Origin of the sequence: Collimonas silvisoli, assembly GCF_018305005.1 — a bacterium.
Lineage (GTDB): Bacteria > Pseudomonadota > Gammaproteobacteria > Burkholderiales > Burkholderiaceae_D > Collimonas > Collimonas silvisoli.
The window spans coordinates 25,305-44,088 of the sequence record NZ_JAGQEG010000019.1 but is presented as its reverse complement, the minus strand read 5'-3'; the positions used below and the strand labels follow the sequence as shown (position 1 = coordinate 44,088).

The window sequence follows — 18,784 nt, the reverse complement described above, 5'->3', positions numbered from 1 at the left end:
CAATTGTAGCAAGGAATTTAGCGGAAAGCGAAGCTCTGTCAGGGAACCGGAATCCAGAGGTTGTGCAGGCCGCTTAGCAGTCGGCTAAGACGACGCCGTCCATAGCGCCTGAAAATCAAATCAATGCTCTGCCTGGTCGAGATCTACGCTCCGCTCCGGACGGCAGCGGTAAATTTCGCGGAAGGCCGCCAAGCGCGGCTGCAATGCTGCGTGGCGCTGCGCATTTGGCGTAAATGCTTCCCGTAACGGCGGCTTGGCGCAGATCACGGCTTCCTTGCCGGGCTGGTCGTTGGCCGCTAGCCAAGCCAGGCGGGCCGCGCCCAGCGCGCCGCCGGTTTCGCTGCCGACATGGGTCACCATGCGTACATTCAAGGCATCGGCGATCAGTTGCGCCCAGTAGGGGCTGCGCGAACCGCCGCCTACCAGCGACAATTCCGTGACTTCGGTGCCGGCGGTGTGCAAGGCGTTCAGGCCGTCGGCCATCCCGAAGGTGACGCCTTCGATCACGGCGTAACCTAGCGCGGCGCGGCCGTGGGCGTGCGACAGGCCGTGGAATACGCCTTGCGCATAGGGATCGTTGTGCGGCGTGCGTTCACCGGATAAGTAGGGCAGGAATAGCGGCGCGTTTTCCAGCGCGCTTGAGGCGAGCTCGGCGATTTCTTGCAGCAATGTGGCTTCGTCGACGCTGACCAGCCGGCAGAACCAGCGCAGGCAGCTGGCCGCCGACAGCATCACGCTCATCTGGTGCCAGCGGCCGGGCAGGGCGTGGCAGAAGGCATGTACCGCTTGGGCTGGATTAGGACGGAAACGGTCGTTGACGACGAACAACACGCCCGAGGTGCCGAGCGAGACGAAACCGTCGCCGGGATTCACCGCGCCTATGCCTACCGCACTGGCGGCGCCGTCGCCGCCGCCGCCGGCGACGATCACTTCGCGCGACAAGCCCCAGGCCTCCGCCACTTCAGGCAATAGCGTACCGGACGATTCTCCGCCTTCCACCAGGCGCGGCATGTGCGAGCGGCGCATGCCGGTGGCGGCCAGCAATTGGTCCGACCAGTCGCGCTTGGCGACATCCAGCCAAAGGGTGCCGGCCGCATCGGACGGTTCGGAAACCTTGTTGCCGGTCATTTTCAGGCGCAGCCAATCCTTAGGCAGCAACACCATCTGCATCGCGGCAAATACTTCCGGTTCATGCCGCGCCAGCCATAGCAGCTTGGGAGCGGTAAAACCGGGCATGGCCAGATTGCCGGCGATCTGGTGCAATTGCGGTGCGCGCTCGGTCAGCTCGGCGCATTCGCTGATGCTGCGCAAGTCGTTCCATAAAATCGCCGGCCGCAATACGCGATCTTGCACATCGAGCAGCACCGCGCCATGCATCTGGCCCGACAGGCCGACGGCGCGCACGGCGCGAAACTGCGCCGGCGCTTTTGCACGCAGCTTGGCGATGGTGTCGCAGGTGGCTTGCCACCATTGTTCGGGATCTTGTTCCGACCAGCGCGGTTGCGGCCGCGATACGGTTAACGCACAACCGGCGTCGGCCAGCAGATTGCCGGCCTGATCCATCAGGACTACCTTGACTTCCGAGGTGCCCAGGTCGATGCCCAGATACATGTCTCCACCCTTACGCGATTGCACTTCTATAAACCTACTGCGCGGCCCAATCTCTGGTCTGCGATGCTCGCTACGGTTTATAGAGGCGCTGTTAAGTCACTATTATTTTTTCCAGCAAGCCAGTTCTGAACCTTGACCAACGCTTCCCGCAGCTGAAACTCAAGCTGCGAGCTGCCAGCTAGTGTGCCCCATAAGGCCGGATCGGCGCAATAGGCGCGCACCGGGTCGGCGCTGTCCAGCATGGCCCGGGTGGCGGCTTTATCGAAGATGCCGTCTTGATAAGCGTAGGGTAGTTGGCCTTTGGCCCAGCGTTGCAGGAATATGAAGAATAGCGCCGGCAAGATCAGGGTGGCGTGCGGCACCACGCCGCGTGCGAAACATTCCTGCAGGGTCGGCACGATGAAGCCGGGGATTTTCGAGAAGCCGTCGGCGGCAACCCGCTGGTTGCTGTCCTGGATATTCGGATTGCCGAAGCGTTCCAGCACCACGTCGCGATAATTTTCCAGATCGAGCGGGCTCGGCGTCAGGCAAGGAATGACGTCTTGCGTGACATAGTCGTAGGCCATCTTGCGGATATCCGCGCGGGCGCAGCCTTCGTGGATATAGCTCAGCCCGACCAGCGTGCCGGCCCAGGCGATGCAGCTATGGGTGGCGTTGAGTATGCGGATCTTGGCTTCTTCGTAGGGCAGCACCGACTGCACCATTTCGACGCCGACTTTTTCCAGCGCGGGACGGCCTGCGGCAAACTTGTCTTCGATCACCCACTGGATGAACGACTCCGCCATCAGCGCGCAGGGATCGGCCTGGCCGCATGCTTGCGCCACGCGTGTCCTGACTTCTTCGGTAGGGCGCGGCGTGATGCGATCGACCATCGAGTTGGGGCTGCTGGTGTGTGCGGCCACCCATTGCTGCAGCTCGGTTTCGCCGCGCAACGCCAGGAACTGCAGCAAGCCGTCGTGGAAACGTTCGCCGTTGTGCCGCAGGTTGTCGCAATTGAGCAGGGTGAGCGGGCCGCCGTTGGCAGCGGCGCGCGCGCGCAGGATGGCGGTCAGCGCGCCGTAGATCGTGTTCAGTTCGCCTTGCAGATCGGCGGCGAGATCCGGATTGCCGGTGTCCAGACGGTGATGATGATCGAGATAATAACCAGCTTCGGTGACCGTGAATGAAATTATCCTAGTGGCGGCTTTTGCACCAAACGCTGTCAACTCAAGCAGCGCCGCATCCCAGGGCACGATGGTCTTGATCGAACGGATCGTTTCGTAGTTGCGCACGCCGCCTGGCGTCACGGTTTCCAGCGTATAGGCGCCGCCTTGCCGCTCCAGCGCATCCAGCAGCGGTGTCATGTCGTCACGGATATTGGCCAGGGCGAGTGACCAGCCGGCGCCGCCGGCTTCTCTCAAATGATGCAGATACACCGCCTGGTGCGCGCGATGGAAGGAGCCGGCGCCGATGTGCAGCCAGAGATTATCGGCAGGTTCAGCAGCGGTAGCGGAGGAAGTGACTTGCATGGTGTGTCCTGAATAAATAATGGCGAACGCCGCTTTTGTAAATAATGCTTTATGCGGTTTGCGCCGCAGCCGTCACCGCCTGTGCCACGGACGCAGTTGCATCCAGCCGGCGCAAGGCGCGGCCGTTTTGATCGAACAGATGGCAACGCTGCGGATCGGCAGACACGCCGATCTCGCTGCCGTGCTGCATGTTCACGGTATCGGCCACGCGCAGCACCAACGGTTCTCCGGACACCGACGAATCGGCGTACAGATAGGAAAAATCGCCGAGCGCTTCCAGCACCGTGAATTTTGCTTTCAGCATCGGTTTGTGCGAGTCAAGCATCAGGTGTTCGGCCCGCACGCCGATGCTGACCGGAGCGCCGATCTGCAAGCCGCTGCCATCGACCGCTACCGATTGACGGCCGCCGGTGGCGAGTTGGACCAGCACGCCGTGACTGGCGACAGCCGCCACTTTGCCGTCGATGAAATTCATTTTTGGCGAACCAATGAAACCCGCAACAAAACGATTCGCAGGGTGATGGTAGAGCTGCTGCGGCGAGCCGACCTGTTCGACCCGGCCGGCAGACAGCACCACGATCTTGTCGGCCAGCGTCATGGCTTCGATCTGGTCGTGGGTGACGTAGATCATGGTGGTCTTGAGCTGATCGTGCAGCCGCGAAAATTCAAGGCGCATCTTGACCCGCAAGGCAGAATCCAGATTCGACAATGGCTCGTCGAACAGGAATACGCTAGGCTCACGCGTGATGGCGCGGCCGATGGCGACCCGCTGGCGCTGGCCGCCCGACAAGGCCTTTGGCTTGCGATCCAGCAAATGATCGATGTGCAAGGTCTTGGCGGCGCGCTGCACTGCCGTGTCGATTTCCTGTTTCGATTTGCCGGCGATCTTGAGGCCGAAAGCCATGTTGTCGTACAGCGTCATGTGCGGATACAGCGCGTATGACTGGAACACCATGGCGATGCCGCGCTTGGCTGGCGGCACATCGTTCATGCGGGTATCGCCGATGAACAGGTCGCCGCTGCTGATGTCTTCCAAGCCGGCGATCATGCGCAGCAGAGTGGATTTTCCGCAGCCGCTGGGGTCGACGAAGACGACGAATTCGCTGTCGTCGATGTCGAGGTTGATATCGCGCATGACTTCATTGTCGTCGTAGCTCTTGATAAGATTTCTGATCGTTACGCCTGCCATGATGGTCTCCTTCTGTTTTGTTCGTAGAGTGCCGCCGCGTATTCACCATTCACCGATGTCAGGTGCCGCGGCGGTTCCGTGGAATTACACTGTTTGTGTTCCGAGCAGTTCTGCCAGCTGTCGCATGTCGTCGAATATCCGCTCGGCGCCGGCTGCCAGCAATCTCGCGCCGGCTTGCTTGCGGTCGTGCGCAACGCCGGTGAAGCCGATGACGCGGATGCCGGCGGCGACGGCCGAACGGACACCGGTGGTGCTGTCGTCAATCGCGATGCATTGCTGCGGCGCCACGCCAAAGCCGGCAGCAGCGGCCAGGTAGACGTCGGGCGCTGGCTTGGGATTGCCTATCTCATGGCCGCTATGGATATGGCCCTCAAACAAGTCCAGCAAATCGCAGCGCCGCAAGCCGGCAACGATGCGATCCAGGCTGCTGTTGCTGGCCACCGCTTTGGGCAACGAGATTGCCGCCAACGCTTGCCTGACGCCGGGCACCGAGCTGACTTCGTCGCTGCAGGCGCGACTCACGGCCTGGTTGATCGCGCTGTAGTCCGCTGCCGCCAGTCCCAATTTGAACTTGCTGTCTATTTCATCCAGCAGCAGGTCGGTCATCATGCCCAGCCGGTCGGCGATTGCGCTGTGCAACGCGGATTTGACTTCGGCCTGCGACTCTGGCTGAGACAGATACGGCGTCAGCTCGCGATGCAAAACATTGAGGGCAATGCTTTCGCTATCCAGCAAAACGCCGTCGCAGTCGCAGATGAGGTGGCTAATCTGAATATTCATCGTTTTATCCATTGAAATGCGTCATTTCACCGCGCCAAAGGTGAGACCGCGCACCAGTTGCTTTTGCGCCAGCCAGCCGAGCACCATGATCGGGGCAATCGCCAGCAGTGAGGCGGCTGACAGTTTGGCCCAGAACAGCCCCTCGGGATTCGAATAGGAGGCGATGAATACCGTCAACGGCGCACCGCTGACGCTGGTCAGGTTGATGCTCCAGAACGCTTCGTTCCACGACAGGATGATCAGCAGCAAGGCGGTCGAGACCAGGCCCGGCATGGAGGTAGGCAGCAGCAGGTACAGCATTTCCTGCCAGGCGTTGGCGCCGTCGATGCGCGCCGCTTCCAGGATTTCCTTCGGCACATCGTTGAAGTAGGTAAACGCCATCCACACCGCGATCGGCAAGTTGATCAGGGTGTAGATGATGGTCAGGCCGGTCACCGTATCGAGCAGGCCGGTATTCTTGGCCAGCAGGTAGATCGGGATCAGCACACCGACGGCGGGCATCATCTTGGTCGACAGCATCCACAGCAGCAGCTTTTGGGTCCGCGCGGTGGGGAAGAACGCCATCGAATACGCTGCCGGCACCGCGATCAGCAGCGCTAGAACGGTCGAGCCGAGCGAGACGATCAGCGAGTTGCTGACGAAGTTCATGTAGCTGCTGCGTGCCAGCACTTCGTGGAAACTTTCCAGTGTCGGCCAGAAGATCAGGGTCGGCACGTAGGCTTGATGCTCGGTCTTGAAGGCGGTGATCGCAACCCAGAAAATAGGAAAGAACAGGACGATGGCGCAAGCCCACGCGACCAAGCCCAGCCACAGGCGGCTTTTATTTTTGGCGTTCATTTTTCGTTCGCTCCTTTCAGGTTCTTGGCCATCATCCGTACCAGGAAGAACGACACAATATTGGCCAGGATCACGGCGAAGATACCGCCGGCCGAGGCGATGCCGATATCGAACTGTTGCAAGCCGATGGAATACACCAGGTAGGCCAGATTGGTGGTCGCAGTACCAGGACCGCCGGCGGTAGTGGTGAAAATTTCGGCGAAAATCGACAGCAGGAAAATGGTTTCGATCATGATCACCACCGTGATCGCACGCTTGAGGTGGGGCAGCACCACGTACCAGAACACGCGGATAGGTCCGGCGCCGTCCAGCTGCGCCGCTTCTTTCTGTTCCATGTCGAGCGATTGCAGCGCCGTCAGCAGGATCAGGAAGGCAAACGGAATCCATTGCCAGGCGACGATCATGATGACCGACAGCATCGGATATTCAGCCAGCCAGTCGATCGGCTCCAGGCCCACCAGGCGCATGGCCCATGCCAGCAAGCCGTACACCGGATGCAGGATCATGTTTTTCCAGATAAGGGCGGCCACCGTCGGCATCACGAAGAACGGCCCGATCACCAGCAGGCGGGCAATGCCGCGGCCGAAAAACGGCTGGTCGAACAGCACCGCCAGCAGTGTGCCGGCGACCACGCTGATGACCAGCACCGAGCCGATCAGCACCAGCGTATTGAGGATAGCCGGCCAGAACGCCGGATCGTTGAACAGGAAGGCATAGTTGTCGAGCCCGACAAAGCCGGTGACGTCCGGCATCATCAGGTTATAGCGGATGACCGAGAAGTACAGCGTCATTGCCAGCGGCACGATCATCCACAGCAGCAGCAATGAGACCGAGGGTGTTTGCAACAGCCGTACCGGCTTGAATTTGCTGGGGTTTGGCCGCACCGGCAGAGCCGCGCCGGCGACCTGGACGGAAGGAGTAAGCATGATGATTTACCTCGTTACATTTTTGCGTGCCGATTGGCGGGGAGCGCAGGGCGGGTAAAAAAAACTTGCCCACCCTGCTTCAGGATAGTTACTTGATATAGCGTCCTTGACGCATCACCCGATCCGCCTGCGCCTGCGAAGTCTGCAGCGCTACTTCGACGGTCGATTTGCCAGCCAGTGCACCGGCAATCGCCTGGCCGACTACCGTGCCCAGCGATTGGAACTCAGGAATCGTCACGAACTGGATGCCGGTGTAGGGCACTTTTTGCAGCGTCGCATCTTTGGTGTCGGCCGACTGGATCGCGTTCAGCACGAAATCGGAATAGGGCGCGGCCTGCTTGTATTCAGGCGATGCATAGGTCGACATGCGGGTGCCGGGAGGCACCAGGCCCCAGCCTTTCTCCTTGGCCACCAGTTGCACGTATTCCTTGGAGGTGGCCCAGGCGGCGAATTTCTTGGCGGCGTCCTGCGATTTCGACGATTTAGGAATCGCCAGCGACCAGATCCACAACCAGTGCGCACCCTTCGGCGTGACGGCCACCGGAGAGGGCGCAAACGCTACCTTGCCGACTACCTTCGATTCCTTGCTGCTGTAGATCATGCCGGCCGCCACGGTGGCGTCGATCCACATGCCGCATTTGCCGCTGGAGAACAGCACCAGGTTTTCGTTGAAGCCGTTCGAAGTAGCGCCTTGCGGGCCGTATTTGTGCAGCAGGTCGACATAGGTGGTGACCGCATTTTTCCACTCGGGCGAATTGAGTTGCGGCTGCCATTTTTCATCGAACCAGCGGGCGCCGTAGGTATTGGCGATGGTGCTGACCAGCGCCATGTTTTCACCCCAGCCGGCTCGTCCGCGCAAGCAGATGCCGGCGACGCCGTTTTGCTTGTCGGTCAGCTTTTCAGCGAAGCCGGCGATATCCTGGAAAGTCGGGTGCTCAGGCATTTTCAGCCCCTTTGCCGCAAACAGGTCCTTGCGGTAATAGGTCATCGAACTCTCGGCGTAGAACGGCAGGGCGTACAGCTTGCCGCCTTCGGTCAAGCCTTCGCGCACGGTTTTGATCAGGTCGGCTTCATCGTAGTCGGCAGGCAGACCTTCCATCGGTGCCAGCCAGCCCTTCTTGGCCCAGATCGGCGCTTCATATGCGCCTATCGTCATCAGGTCGAACTGGCCGCTGCCTGTGGCGATGTCGGTGGTGACCCGCTGCCGCAATACGTTTTCTTCCAGCACTACCCAGCGCAACTTGATGTCAGGGTTGGCTTTTTCGAAATTCGATGAGAGTTTTTGCAATTCGATCATGTCAGGATTGTTGATCGTTGCGATGTTCAGGGTGGCCGGTGCGGCCCAGGCGCTGCTGCAAAGCATGGCCATCGAGATCAGGCTGAGCGGAAGTGGGGATGAAGCCAGGACGGCCGAAAACGAGCTGGCGCGAATGCTGCGACGTTTCATGTTTGTCTCCATGGTTGGAATGATCAATACGCCATGCCGACTTGCGCGGCTTCGCGTTATCACTTTCTCAGGCGGTGTTCATGGTTTCTGCCTGGAAAATTTATAACGTTGTCTTTTGATTCATGACGATGAAAATATTGAGCAAAAGACTTTTCGTTGAGCAAATAATCATTCATGATTCAATGCATGTCAAGGTCTTTTTGCTGAATAAATGTGTGTCGAATAGTTCTGCGGCGCTGTGCTATCTGGGACAATCCCGGTGTCGAATGCCAAAAAAACGGGGCCGACGCTGGCGATGCATGTCGTGAATCCGTATGCCCAGCGTCTCATGCCGAAAAAAGGAAATCAGATGGCATCAAGAAATGAAAAGCTGGATCTCGCCGCGCGTGCGGCGTGGATGTATTACGTGGCCGGCAATACGCAAAACGAAATCGCCGATCACCTTGGCATCTCGCGCCAGATGGCGCAGCGGCTGGTGGCTTACGCGCGCGAATCCGGCCTGGTCAAAGTCAGGGTAGAGCATCCGGTGTCGAGCTGCCTGGAACTGGCGGCCGCCTTGCAGCAGCGTTACGGCCTGGAGCAATGCTACGTGGTGCCGAGCGAAGGCGCCGGCGATAGCGTGGTCGACGACGCCGGCGTGCAGCAGATGCTGGCGGTGGTCGGGGCTGAGGTGATGGAGCGTTATCTGCAGCAGGAGACGCCGCTGGTGGTCAATGTCGGTTCAGGGCGGACCTTGAAAGCGGCGCTGGAAGCGGTCACTGAAATGGAACGGCCGCAGCACCGGATCGTGTCGATGGTCGGTGCGATCGCTGCCGACGGTTCATCGAATCGCTATGACGTGGCGCTTACCGCCGCCGACAAGATCCAGGCCCGTTTCTTTTTCCTGCCGGCGCCGCTGGTGGCTGACAATGCCGAGGACATGCGGCAGTGGTGCAGCCATCGGGTGTACCGGATCGTTGCCGATCTGGCGCAGCAGGCGGATGTCACCTTCATCGGCGTCGGCACCATTGCGCCCGGCTGCCCGATGCATGTGGACGGTTTCATTACGGCCGAGGAAGTGGCGCAATTGCAGGCGCATGGGGCGGTGGGGGAGATGATCGGACATGCGATTGCCGGCGACGGCCGCTTGATTGCATCGCCGCTTGAAGAGCGCGTCACCAGCCTGCCGCTGACCTCGCCGCCGGCAAGGCCAGTGATCGGCATGGCGGGAGGCGCCAAGAAGGCGGAGGCGATTCGGGCAGTGTTGCGGGGTGGCTGGTGGTCGGGATTGATTACCGACGAATACTGCGCGCGCTACGCGCTGCAGGATGAGTGAGCCGGCGGAGTTGAATGGGGCCGGAGTTTTTTTCGCGGGTTTTTGCGAAAATTACTCTGACCCCGCACACGGGCCACGGAGTGTGTGCCGTCACATTTGGCAACGTCTCAATGCGGAATTCACGTCAGCAGCAAAAACAACTGCAACGTCAAAATCGCGTGTTGCCATCGGATGTCAGCCATCCTTTTCACAGTTGATCATCCATGGCGTGCCGAACTGATCGACCAGCATGCCGAAACTGGCAGCCCAGAAGGTTTTTTCGTAAGGCATCTTGATCGTGCCGTCTTTTGCCAATGCAGTAAAAATGCGTGCGCCATCTGCAATCTTGTCGACATTCAGCGACACGACTATGCCCTGCATTTTTTCAAAATACCCGGGCGGGCAGTCAGAGCCCATCAATACCATGTTGTCCACTTCCAGGCGTATGTGGGCGATCTTGTCTTGCCGGTCGGGCGGCGTTTGTTCCGCCATCGGCGTTTCTTTGTTGGTCAATCTGAAGGCGATTTTCCCGCCCAGGACTTGCTGGTAGTACTTGAACGCAGCGTCGCATTGACCGTCGAAATTAAGGTAGGGATTCAATTGCATAATGTTCTCCTTTGTTGTCGCGATGAATGATGAAAACTGCGCCTGGCCTGGCGCAGCGGTATCCGTCTTTATTTTTTGGTGACGGTCTCCAGGTTGGCAAGACCGGCAGCAAAATCCTTGCCGATCATGTCGTCCATATTGAAAAACAAATCCATTAAGGCCGAGATGGCGGTGTCGCGCTCAGGGCTTTGGATTCACCCATTCGCCTATTTAGCGGCGCTTTGCTGCCGCAAGTGCTCCTCGACCGATCTCAGCTCAGGCGTGAATTCGGCGCCGAAATCTTCCATCTCGTACACTTGCCGCAGTTCCAGTTCGACCGCGCCATCGCCATCCAGGACCGGCCAGCGCTTGACCCATTCGATGGCTTCCTGTCGCGATTTCACCTGGATCATGGTAAATCCGGCCATCAATTCCTTGGTCTCGGCGAAGGGGCCGTCGAGCACGGTCGGTTTGCCCGCCGAGAATTTGATGCGCGCACCTTTGGCGCTGGGTTGCAGGCCTTCGCCGGCCAGCATGACGCCGGCTTGCACCAATTCTTCGTTGTATTTCATCATGGCGGCGATCAGTTCCGTGCTGGGCAGTGCGCCTGCCTCGGTGTTTTTGTCCGCCTTGCGTATGATCATGAAGCGCATCGTGATATCTCCGTTTGGTTGAAATGGTCCGGACGCCGGCTGGGGCCGATTAAATCCGGGATCTGCTAACTAGTCGAACGGAAAACCGCGGGATCGACAAGTTGAAGATATTTTTTTGTAAGTATATTTGACGGGCACGCTTTGCTTGCGGGAATCGCAATTCCGTCATCGACCGGGGCTGGCTGTTTCTCCGGAATCTGCCGCGCCGGGCGCCGAGGCGTAAACAGCTTAGGCAAGCTCTGCGCAAATTACAAACCGAATACTCGCTCAATTAGTGCGTTGTTGCGGCGCGGTGTGCCGGAAGGACGAGGTGCATCCGATGTTATTTCAGCGCCGCTGCTTACACAACAATGAGCAGGGATAAAAAATCCATATGGATCAATCACATAGCTAAAACGCATTGGAGTTATCAACAGGACTATCCACAGTTTCTGTGGGTAACTTTGATGGGAATGAAAATTCAATCAGGGAAGGGGCAATCAATCAGTCAATCACTACTGCCATGAAGACGGTAGCCAGGCTCAGCAGGATCAGGCCAAAGATGAAGGCGATGTCGGCGTATTGTTCTAGACGTGCGCTCTGGTTGGAGCGCATCGCCGCGTAGGACAGCACGCCGCTGGTCAGGAACACCAGGCTGTTGAGCGCCAGCAAGTGGCTCAGCCAGAGCGCCAGCCCGCTGAATCTTGCGAGCTTGATAATCGACAGTGCGGTAATGCAGACGCCGATCATGGTGGCGGAAGAGGGCAGGATGTGTTGCGACAGATTATTGTTTTTCGACAGCTTGATCATAGTTTTCCCATCCTGCGGTGGTGGCGCTTTAGCGCGGCGTCAGCCCAGATTCAAAGGCACGAAGATTTTATCTTTGTCGCGTTGCACCAGCAGCGCCACGTTCTTGCCGGCCTTGCTCACCAGTTGGCGCAACTGCTCGACGCTGTTGACCGGCTTGCCGTTGAGCGACAGGATCACATCGCCGCGCTGGATGCCGGCCAGCGCCGACGGCCCTGTCGCGTCCTCCACCACCAGCCCGCCGCGGATGCCGACCTGCTGCTGTTCGTCCGGCGTCAGCTGGCGCAAGGCCAGCCCCAGCCGTCCTTGCGAAGCGGCGCCATTATCCTTGCCTGCGGTTCTCAACGCTTCGGCTTCCGTCAGTTTGACGGTCAGCGTCTTGGCCTGGCCGTCGCGCATGACTTCGATGGTGCTGTTGGTGCCCGGCGCGATGTCAGCCACCAGGCTCGGCAGGTCAGACGAGTGATTGATAGACTGGCCGTTGAAGCGCAGGATCACATCGCCGGCTTGCAGGCCGCCCTTGTCGGCCGGGCTGCCTTTGTCGACCGAGCTGACCAGCGCGCCTGCGGCAGACTTCAAGCCGAACGATTCCGCTAATGCCTGGTTCACCTCTTGCACGCTGACGCCAAGATGGCTGCGGGTGACCTTGCCGTGCTTGACCAGTTGCTGTTCAACCTTGGTGGCGACATCGATAGGAATCGCAAAAGACAGGCCCTGGTAACCGCCGGTCTGGCTGTAGATCTGCGAATTGATGCCGATCACTTCGCCCTTGATATTGAACAGCGGTCCGCCCGAGTTGCCGGGATTGACGGCGACGTCGGTCTGGATGAACGGTACATAAGTATCGTCCGGCAAGGAGCGCGATTTGGCGCTGACGATGCCGGCGGTGGCGGTATTTTCAAAACCGTAAGGCGAGCCGATCGCCAGCACCGGTTCGCCCACCTTGGTCAGCGCCGGATTGCCGATCTGCACCGTCGGCAGGTTTTTGGCGGCTATCCGTATCACGGCGATATCGCTCTGCTTGTCGGAGCCCAGCACCTTGGCCTTGAATTCGCGGCGGTCGGTCAGCTTGACCGTGACTTCCTGCGCGCCGTCGACTACGTGGGCGTTGGTCAGGATCAGGCCGTCGGCGCTGATGATGAACCCGGAGCCTTCGCCGCGCATGATTTGCGGATGGCTGGGGATTTGCAGTTGCGGACCGAAGCGTTTGAAAAACTGTGAGAACGGATCGTTAGGATCGAGTCCGTCGGAGTCGTCGTCCTGGTCAGCCACTGCGCTCGGTTTCGCTTTGCCGGTGACGCTGATGTTCACCACGGCAGGTCCGGAGCGTTCGACTATGCCGGAAAAATCGGTGGCCACTGCGATTGCGGGCGCAGCATTGCTCACCGGGGCCGGTGGCGCCGCCTGCGCCACCATCGCCGCATTGGCGTTTTCGATGCCGATATCGCTGCTCTTCGAATGCAGGTAAGCGCCGCCGGCTACCACCAGGACGGCGATGGCAATGGCGCTGCGGGTGAAGGTTTGACGGGTTTGAGGTTGCATGTTGTGCTCCTTTGCAGATTAACTAGCACACAGCATAAACACGGAAAATTAAAGTAAACTTAAAAACCGCCTAAGGAAAAAATAGGGCGTCAATATATCGTCAAACCGCAAAGAGCACGCTGGCGCGCAGCCCGTGTCCGGTATTTTGCAAGCTGACGCTGGCTTGATGAGCGTCAGCGATCTGCTTGACGATGGCCAGTCCCAGGCCGCTGCCATGCGCCAGCGACTGACCGTCGGCGGCGCGATAGAAACGATCGAACACGCGCTGCAAATCAGCCTCGGGGATACCCGGGCCACCGTCTTCTACCGTGACCGTGACGCTTGTGGTGTCGGCGGCAATCGAGACATCGATGTTGCTGCCTGGAGGGCTGTGACGCAGGGCATTGTCGATCAGGTTGTTGAACAAGATGCGCAAGGCGTCGGCGTTGCCGGTCACGCTGGCCGCCGTTTCCGTGCTGATGCCAAGATCAACCTGACGCGCATGGGCGCTCAGCGCGAAGTCGCCGATCACGCTGTGCAGCAGTGCGCGCAAGTCGAGTTCGGCATGGGCTTGTTCAAAGGCGCCGGGTTCCTGGCGGGCCAGCGTCAGCAGTTGTTGCAGCAGATGGGTAGCGCGTTCCAGCCCCTGTTTCAGATCGCCGAAAGCCGCTTGCCGTTCGCCGTCGTCGGCGGCGCGTTCGGCCAGCTGGACTTGCAGGCGCAGGGCGGTCAGCGGCGTGCGCAATTCGTGCGCAGCGTCGGCGACGAAGGCGCGTTGCGCATTGATGGATTGTCCCAGGCGCGCCAGCAAATCGTTCAGGGCTTGCGTCAAGGGCTGGATCTCACGCGGCAGCGTGGCGTCCGGAATCGGCGACAGCGCATGCATGTCTCGCGCCTGGACTTCCGCCGCGGCACGCTTGATCGGCGCCAGTCCGCGGCCTACCGCCACCCAGATCAGTATGCCAAGCAGCGGAAACAGCAGCAGCAGGGGAGTCACGGTCTTGACCGCCATTTGCGCCGCGATCTGATTGCGTGCGCTTTGCGGCTGGGCGATCTGCACCACGGTATTGCCGATTTGCGCGCTGTAGACGCGCCACAGGCCGTTGCTCTGGCGGACGTTGGTAAAGCCGAGTTCGGCCTGCGGCGGCAAGCTGGCTTGCCCATGCGAGTGATAGATGACGACGCCGGTGTTGTCCCAGATCTGGATCATGATCTGGTCATCCAGTTCGGGCCCGCTATCGCCATTTTCAGTCATCGGCGAAAACGCCTGGCGTGGCAGGGAGGCGACGATTTGGCGCATTTGATAATCGAACAATTCGTTGGCTTCGCCACGCGCCTGGAAATACAGGGCAATGCCAGCCATCAGAATGGCGCCGCTCAAGCCGACTGCCAGCCATAACAGCAAACTCCTGCGTATCGATGGCTTCGATCTCATTTGGCCACCATGTAACCGATGCCGCGCACATTCTTGATGAAATCGCTGCCGAGCTTTTTACGCAAGGCGTGGATGTACACTTCTACCGCGTTGCTTTCGATACTGTCGTCCCAGCCGTACATTTTTTCTTCCAGTTGCGCACGCGACAGCACCACGCCGGGGCGATCCAGGAAGGCGCGCAGCAGGGCGAATTCACGCGCCGACAGGTTGATCTGGCGGCCTTCCAGCAAGACTTCATGGGTGGCCGGATTAAGCGTCAGCGGACCCAGTTCGATCAGCGGTTCGGCGCGTCCCGACTGGCGCCGCAGCAGAGCGCGGATCCGCGCCGCCAGTTCTTCCAGGTCAAACGGTTTAACCAGGTAGTCGTCGGCGCCGCCGTCGAGGCCGGCCACCCGGTCCGATACCGCATCGCGCGCAGTCAGGATCAGTACCGGAATCCGGTTGCCGCCGGCACGCAGCGATTTCAGTACTTCCAGGCCGTTCTTTTTCGGCAGGCCGAGATCGAGCAGCAGCAACTGGTAATCTTCCTGCGCCAGCGCGCTCAGCGCCGCGGCGCCGTCCTGCACCCAGTCGATGGCAAAACCGTCCTGGCGCAATCCCTTGCGCACGGCTTCGCCCACCATCAGATCGTCTTCCACCAACAGCAAACGCATGGGACCAGCTCCTTAACAACACGCTAACAACACAGCGGAAATCGTGACAGTTTAGCCGGATTGAATTAAACGATTCTTAAACCTTGCCGGCGGCTCGCGCAACAACGCTGTGCAGCAATAGAAAAGCTATACGTATCAATGACATAGCCTGAAGTCTTGGCAGTTATCAACAGGACTGTCCACAATTTCTGTGGGTAACCTGGAATTAGAGGAAAAGGTCTTAAAGCGGTTTTTGTCATATTGAAATAATTCCCTTGTGTCAATATTGTCACGGGTATATCAATAATGGCGTTTTGCTATCGTTTGCTTCGATGGAAAACGCCATTCGCCTATAGCCGGCGGCAGTTAAGCGACGTGCGCCGGACCTCTCTCTAAAGAACAATTGCTGAAACAACCGGCGCAAAAGCCGGCTGCGCGCAGCATGGCTGCGGCAACCAACGCCGTCAGCGCCAGTACCTACACCTATCTGCGCTGCTGGTACCGCACCGGCAGCGATCCGACCAAGCCGGCTACCACCTACGTCTGGGGGCTGGATCCGTCCAGCGGCGATTATTACCGCATCAACGGTTATTGGTGGGCGGGCGGCTTGCTCAATTGGGAAAACATGTTTTACAGCGATGTCGCGCAAAGTACGCTGCAATCGGTATGTCAAAGCACGCTGACGGCCAAGGGCGTCAGCCAGCCGGTGGCGATGGCGGCGGCGGCCGACAATGCGCTGTCGTTCAACTACACCGTGTGGACTACCGACAGCGTGATCCAGAACGGCATCAACAAGATAGTGGCGTTTGGCGACAGCTTGTCCGATACTCAGAACGTCTACAACGCCTCGCAATGGAAGCTGCCTAATTCCGGCAGCTGGTTCCTCGGCCGTTTCAGCAATGGCAAGAACTGGGTCGAGTACCTGGCCGACAATCTGCAACTTCCCTTGTATAACTGGGCCATCGGCGGCGCTGGCGTGAGTACCCAGAATCTGGTGATCCCTGGCGTGATCCAGCAAGTGCAATCGTTCACCCAATACATGCAGAAGGCGCAGAATTACCAGCCGCAAAATACCTTGTTTACCCTGCTCATCGGCGGCAATGATCTGGTCAATTACAACAGCACGGTCGATCAGGTGATCAGCGGCGAAACCCAGGCATTGCAGAATCTGATCCAGGCTGGCGCCAGGAATATCCTGCTGCTCAAGCTACCCGACGTTTCCAAGGCGCCAGTGTTCACGATCAAGACCACCGGTCCGACGGTAGCAGCGCAGGTGATCGATTTGAATACGCGGCTGGCTGCGCTGGTCAGTTCTTTGCAGGCGCAATACGGCGCCAGCCTGCATATCCAGTTGTTCGACAGCTATGCGCTGTTCAACGATTTGCTGAGCAATCCGGCCAACTATCAGGTCAGCAATACTACCCAGTCCTGCCTGAACATCAATACCGATTCCAGCACCAACTATCTGAGCACCCAGACCGCGCGTTCACGGTGCAGCAATCCGGATAGTTATGTGTTCTGGGATACCTTGCATCCCACCACCCACACTCACAAATTGCTGGCTGATGCAGTTACCGCTTTTTACAATGGCAACCTGAAGCCCTAGTTCTTACTGACCGGTCCTTGCCCGGCAATGCGGCGCCGGACAAGGCTTGCATCAGATATACAGATCTACGTTGGCGCCAGCAGACGACGCCGGATGTTTCTGCTTCTGCTTGTCTTGCAACGTCTTTTGTACGCTTTGCAAGCCATCCTGCAGCTCAGGCGCCGCCGCCATTTGGCTCAGCCGGCTGATTTCACTTTCAATCGAGGTGATCTGCTGTTGCAGCATTTTTACCCGCAAATCGGCTAATTTGAGTTCATCTTGCGCCGGCACTTCCTTGAGCGCTGAAACCAGTTGTTTTTGCAGTCCGGCAAGTTGCTTTTGCAACGCCGCAATTTGAGAAGCAATGCTGGCGGTGGACTGGCCTGAACCGTGAGCCTGGCCGACTTTCGAAATCATGATTTTCTTTCAGGGTAGCTGTCATTCAGATAACGACAGAATTTCCAAAAACTTTAATACTGTGTGGAGACGAGCGGCGCACCGTAAAATGTCGGCTTGAACCTTGATCGAGAATTGACGTGAGAAACGCATGACACAAAACACACATCATCATTTGCACGGCGTCACGCTGGAGGCGATGCTGACGGAACTGGTAGCCCATTACGGCTGGGACGGATTGGGGCAGCGCATCGACATCCGCTGTTTCAAGAGCGATCCTAGCGTCAAATCCAGCCTAACATTTTTGCGCAAGACCGAGTGGGCGCGCGAGAAGGTGGAAGCCTTGTATGTGGGCATGCGGCGTGCGATGAAATGAGTTTTCCGAAAATGAGGTAAAGTTTTGTGCCGGTGTTTGAAGTTGCTCCGGAGTTCCTTGTGCGCCATTTACAGAAGAGACCCTGATTTGTCATGGCGCTTGTTGACCTGATGCCTTACTTACAGCAGGAAGAACCAGCATGCGCAATGTGATTTATAAAACGGTAGTCTTGAAAGCCTCTCCCGAAGCGCTGTTCGATATGTACGTGGATCCGGTACAGCATCAGGCCATCACCGGTCTGCCGGTCACCATCGGCGCAGAAGCCGGTGCTGAATTCGAGGCATTCGACGGCGCCCTGACCGGGGTCATGCTGCAGGTGGTCAAGCCGCGCTTGATCGTGCAGACTTGGCGTTCACCGGCGTTTACGGCGGACGATCCAGACTCGATCCTGATCCTGTCATTTCACCCGCAGGGCGAACATGGGCGCATAGAGCTGGTGCATCTGGATGTGCCGGATCAGGATTACGAGGAGGTCAAGATCGGCTGGCGCGAAAAATATTTCGAGCCGTGGCGCGAGTTTCTGGCGAATGGCATGGTCCGCTAGCCGCCGCTTGAGCCGCGGCTAGCTTTACAGTCATCGATTTCATTGCGCAATCAACGCCACCGTAGCCTGCAATCCCTGCATCTGCGCTGCATGATCGATGGCTGCTTCCAGATCGGAAAATGAAAAGGTTTTCACGTCGACGTCGTCTTCAGTTACCGGCGGTGATTAATCAAAATATGGAGAGAGATGTTGCCATAATTAACATGATTGTCAGGATTTCTGATTTGTAAACCTGTTAAATCTGACAGGTGTGGCAGTTTCCAATTCTCACTAGAATAAAGCCGTCTATCGGAGCCTATCCTCTCCTATGTTGATATTTTGCCCGCTGCCGTAAGGTGGCGGGCTTTTTTTTCGGTCTCCCTCCGTTGCCCCGGCATCGGTTAACCGCGATCTCGTCATGAGAGCGCGGTTTTTTTGCGGGTTTTTCGCATTTTTTAAATTTCACTCCACTGCCGGGGGTGCTCATCGTAAAGGGAAGGCTGACCTTGCACAGGATCCTGCCGGACTATTACCGAACGATCTATACGTAATTTTTAAGAGACGGAACAAGCAAGCCGTGGAGAGAAAATCGCTGCAGAAAAATTCTCTGGCATCCTGCTAAACTAGCGGATTCCCGCCGCCTCAAGGCTCGCATAACGTGCGGGAATCTCCGGTTTCCTTCAGATTTTTTATTTCATAT

General features: G+C 58.4%; 18 protein-coding genes and 1 pseudogene. 5 read left to right on the top strand and 14 right to left on the bottom strand.

Going from position 1 to position 18,784, the window contains the following annotated elements; genetic code table 11:
- Nucleotides 1-120: 120 nt before the first annotated feature.
- The 7 genes and pseudogenes from xylB to KHU33_RS07180 all read right to left on the bottom strand — a co-directional run bounded on the left by xylB (nucleotide 121) and on the right by KHU33_RS07180 (nucleotide 8,220).
- Nucleotides 121-1,611, bottom strand: a complete 1,491-nt coding sequence (gene xylB, locus KHU33_RS07210) for a xylulokinase (protein ID WP_211461908.1) — start codon at nucleotides 1,609-1,611, stop codon at nucleotides 121-123.
- A 77-nt stretch (nucleotides 1,612-1,688) separates the two neighbouring features.
- Nucleotides 1,689-3,119, bottom strand: coding sequence for a D-arabinitol 4-dehydrogenase (dalD, locus tag KHU33_RS07205; protein WP_211461852.1), 1,431 nt, complete (start codon nucleotides 3,117-3,119; stop codon nucleotides 1,689-1,691).
- Between the two features lie 49 nt (nucleotides 3,120-3,168).
- Complete coding sequence (gene ugpC, locus KHU33_RS07200; protein WP_211461850.1) at nucleotides 3,169-4,308, bottom strand: sn-glycerol-3-phosphate ABC transporter ATP-binding protein UgpC; 1,140 nt, start codon at nucleotides 4,306-4,308, stop codon at nucleotides 3,169-3,171.
- An 84-nt stretch (nucleotides 4,309-4,392) separates the two neighbouring features.
- On the bottom strand, nucleotides 4,393-5,088 hold the full coding sequence (locus KHU33_RS07195) for an HAD-IA family hydrolase (RefSeq protein ID WP_211461848.1): 696 nt from the start codon (nucleotides 5,086-5,088) through the stop codon (nucleotides 4,393-4,395).
- Between the two features lie 21 nt (nucleotides 5,089-5,109).
- Nucleotides 5,110-5,892, bottom strand: a pseudogene (locus KHU33_RS07190) (carbohydrate ABC transporter permease); the annotation flags it as partial.
- Between the two features lie 29 nt (nucleotides 5,893-5,921).
- The gene (locus KHU33_RS07185; protein ID WP_211461846.1) at nucleotides 5,922-6,851 is read right to left on the bottom strand and encodes a carbohydrate ABC transporter permease; all 930 of its coding nucleotides are present in this window, start codon (nucleotides 6,849-6,851) and stop codon (nucleotides 5,922-5,924) included.
- Between the two features lie 88 nt (nucleotides 6,852-6,939).
- Nucleotides 6,940-8,220, bottom strand: a complete 1,281-nt coding sequence (locus KHU33_RS07180) for an ABC transporter substrate-binding protein (RefSeq protein ID WP_211461906.1) — start codon at nucleotides 8,218-8,220, stop codon at nucleotides 6,940-6,942.
- A gap of 427 nt (nucleotides 8,221-8,647) precedes the next feature.
- Between KHU33_RS07180 and KHU33_RS07175 the strand changes: the two genes are divergently transcribed.
- Nucleotides 8,648-9,613, top strand: a complete 966-nt coding sequence (locus tag KHU33_RS07175; RefSeq protein ID WP_211461845.1) for a sugar-binding transcriptional regulator — start codon at nucleotides 8,648-8,650, stop codon at nucleotides 9,611-9,613.
- A gap of 174 nt (nucleotides 9,614-9,787) precedes the next feature.
- Here the strand turns inward: KHU33_RS07175 and KHU33_RS07170 are convergent, their stop codons facing one another.
- Nucleotides 9,788-10,198, bottom strand: coding sequence for a VOC family protein (locus KHU33_RS07170; protein WP_211461844.1), 411 nt, complete (start codon nucleotides 10,196-10,198; stop codon nucleotides 9,788-9,790).
- A gap of 26 nt (nucleotides 10,199-10,224) precedes the next feature.
- Between KHU33_RS07170 and KHU33_RS26670 the strand changes: the two genes are divergently transcribed.
- Nucleotides 10,225-10,356: a hypothetical protein gene (locus KHU33_RS26670; RefSeq protein WP_268907115.1), complete on the top strand. Its 132-nt coding sequence runs from the start codon at nucleotides 10,225-10,227 to the stop codon at nucleotides 10,354-10,356.
- Nucleotides 10,357-10,404: 48 nt separating this feature from the next.
- Here the strand turns inward: KHU33_RS26670 and KHU33_RS07165 are convergent, their stop codons facing one another.
- From KHU33_RS07165 to KHU33_RS07145, 5 genes are all read right to left on the bottom strand, one after another.
- Entirely contained in the window at nucleotides 10,405-10,830 is a 426-nt protein-coding gene (locus tag KHU33_RS07165) for a YciI family protein (RefSeq protein WP_211461843.1), read from the bottom strand.
- Between the two features lie 483 nt (nucleotides 10,831-11,313).
- Nucleotides 11,314-11,619, bottom strand: coding sequence for a hypothetical protein (locus KHU33_RS07160; protein ID WP_211461842.1), 306 nt, complete (start codon nucleotides 11,617-11,619; stop codon nucleotides 11,314-11,316).
- A gap of 39 nt (nucleotides 11,620-11,658) precedes the next feature.
- Entirely contained in the window at nucleotides 11,659-13,158 is a 1,500-nt protein-coding gene (locus tag KHU33_RS07155) for a DegQ family serine endoprotease (protein ID WP_211461841.1), read from the bottom strand.
- Nucleotides 13,159-13,258: 100 nt separating this feature from the next.
- On the bottom strand, nucleotides 13,259-14,572 hold the full coding sequence (locus tag KHU33_RS07150; protein WP_211461840.1) for a sensor histidine kinase: 1,314 nt from the start codon (nucleotides 14,570-14,572) through the stop codon (nucleotides 13,259-13,261).
- Nucleotides 14,569-15,225 (bottom strand): response regulator, encoded by a 657-nt coding sequence (locus KHU33_RS07145; protein ID WP_211461839.1) that lies wholly within the window; start codon nucleotides 15,223-15,225, stop codon nucleotides 14,569-14,571. Before KHU33_RS07145 ends, KHU33_RS07150 begins: the two co-directional genes overlap by 4 nt.
- 382 nt (nucleotides 15,226-15,607) lie before the next feature.
- Between KHU33_RS07145 and KHU33_RS07140 the strand changes: the two genes are divergently transcribed.
- Nucleotides 15,608-16,810 carry an SGNH/GDSL hydrolase family protein gene (locus tag KHU33_RS07140; protein ID WP_211461838.1) on the top strand — a complete coding sequence of 401 codons (1,203 nt, stop codon included), beginning with the start codon at nucleotides 15,608-15,610 and terminating at the stop codon, nucleotides 16,808-16,810.
- A 51-nt stretch (nucleotides 16,811-16,861) separates the two neighbouring features.
- Here KHU33_RS07140 and KHU33_RS07135 read toward each other — a convergent pair whose 3' ends face one another.
- Entirely contained in the window at nucleotides 16,862-17,206 is a 345-nt protein-coding gene (locus KHU33_RS07135; RefSeq protein ID WP_211461837.1) for a FlxA-like family protein, read from the bottom strand.
- 130 nt (nucleotides 17,207-17,336) lie between these two features.
- Here KHU33_RS07135 and KHU33_RS07130 point away from each other — a divergent pair, with 130 nt between their 5' ends.
- Together KHU33_RS07130 and KHU33_RS07125 are read left to right on the top strand one after the other, a co-directional pair.
- The gene (locus tag KHU33_RS07130; RefSeq protein WP_211461836.1) at nucleotides 17,337-17,561 is read left to right on the top strand and encodes a VF530 family protein; all 225 of its coding nucleotides are present in this window, start codon (nucleotides 17,337-17,339) and stop codon (nucleotides 17,559-17,561) included.
- Nucleotides 17,562-17,700: 139 nt separating this feature from the next.
- Nucleotides 17,701-18,105 carry an SRPBCC domain-containing protein gene (locus KHU33_RS07125; RefSeq protein ID WP_211461835.1) on the top strand — a complete coding sequence of 135 codons (405 nt, stop codon included), beginning with the start codon at nucleotides 17,701-17,703 and terminating at the stop codon, nucleotides 18,103-18,105.
- Nucleotides 18,106-18,784: the final 679 nt, after the last annotated feature.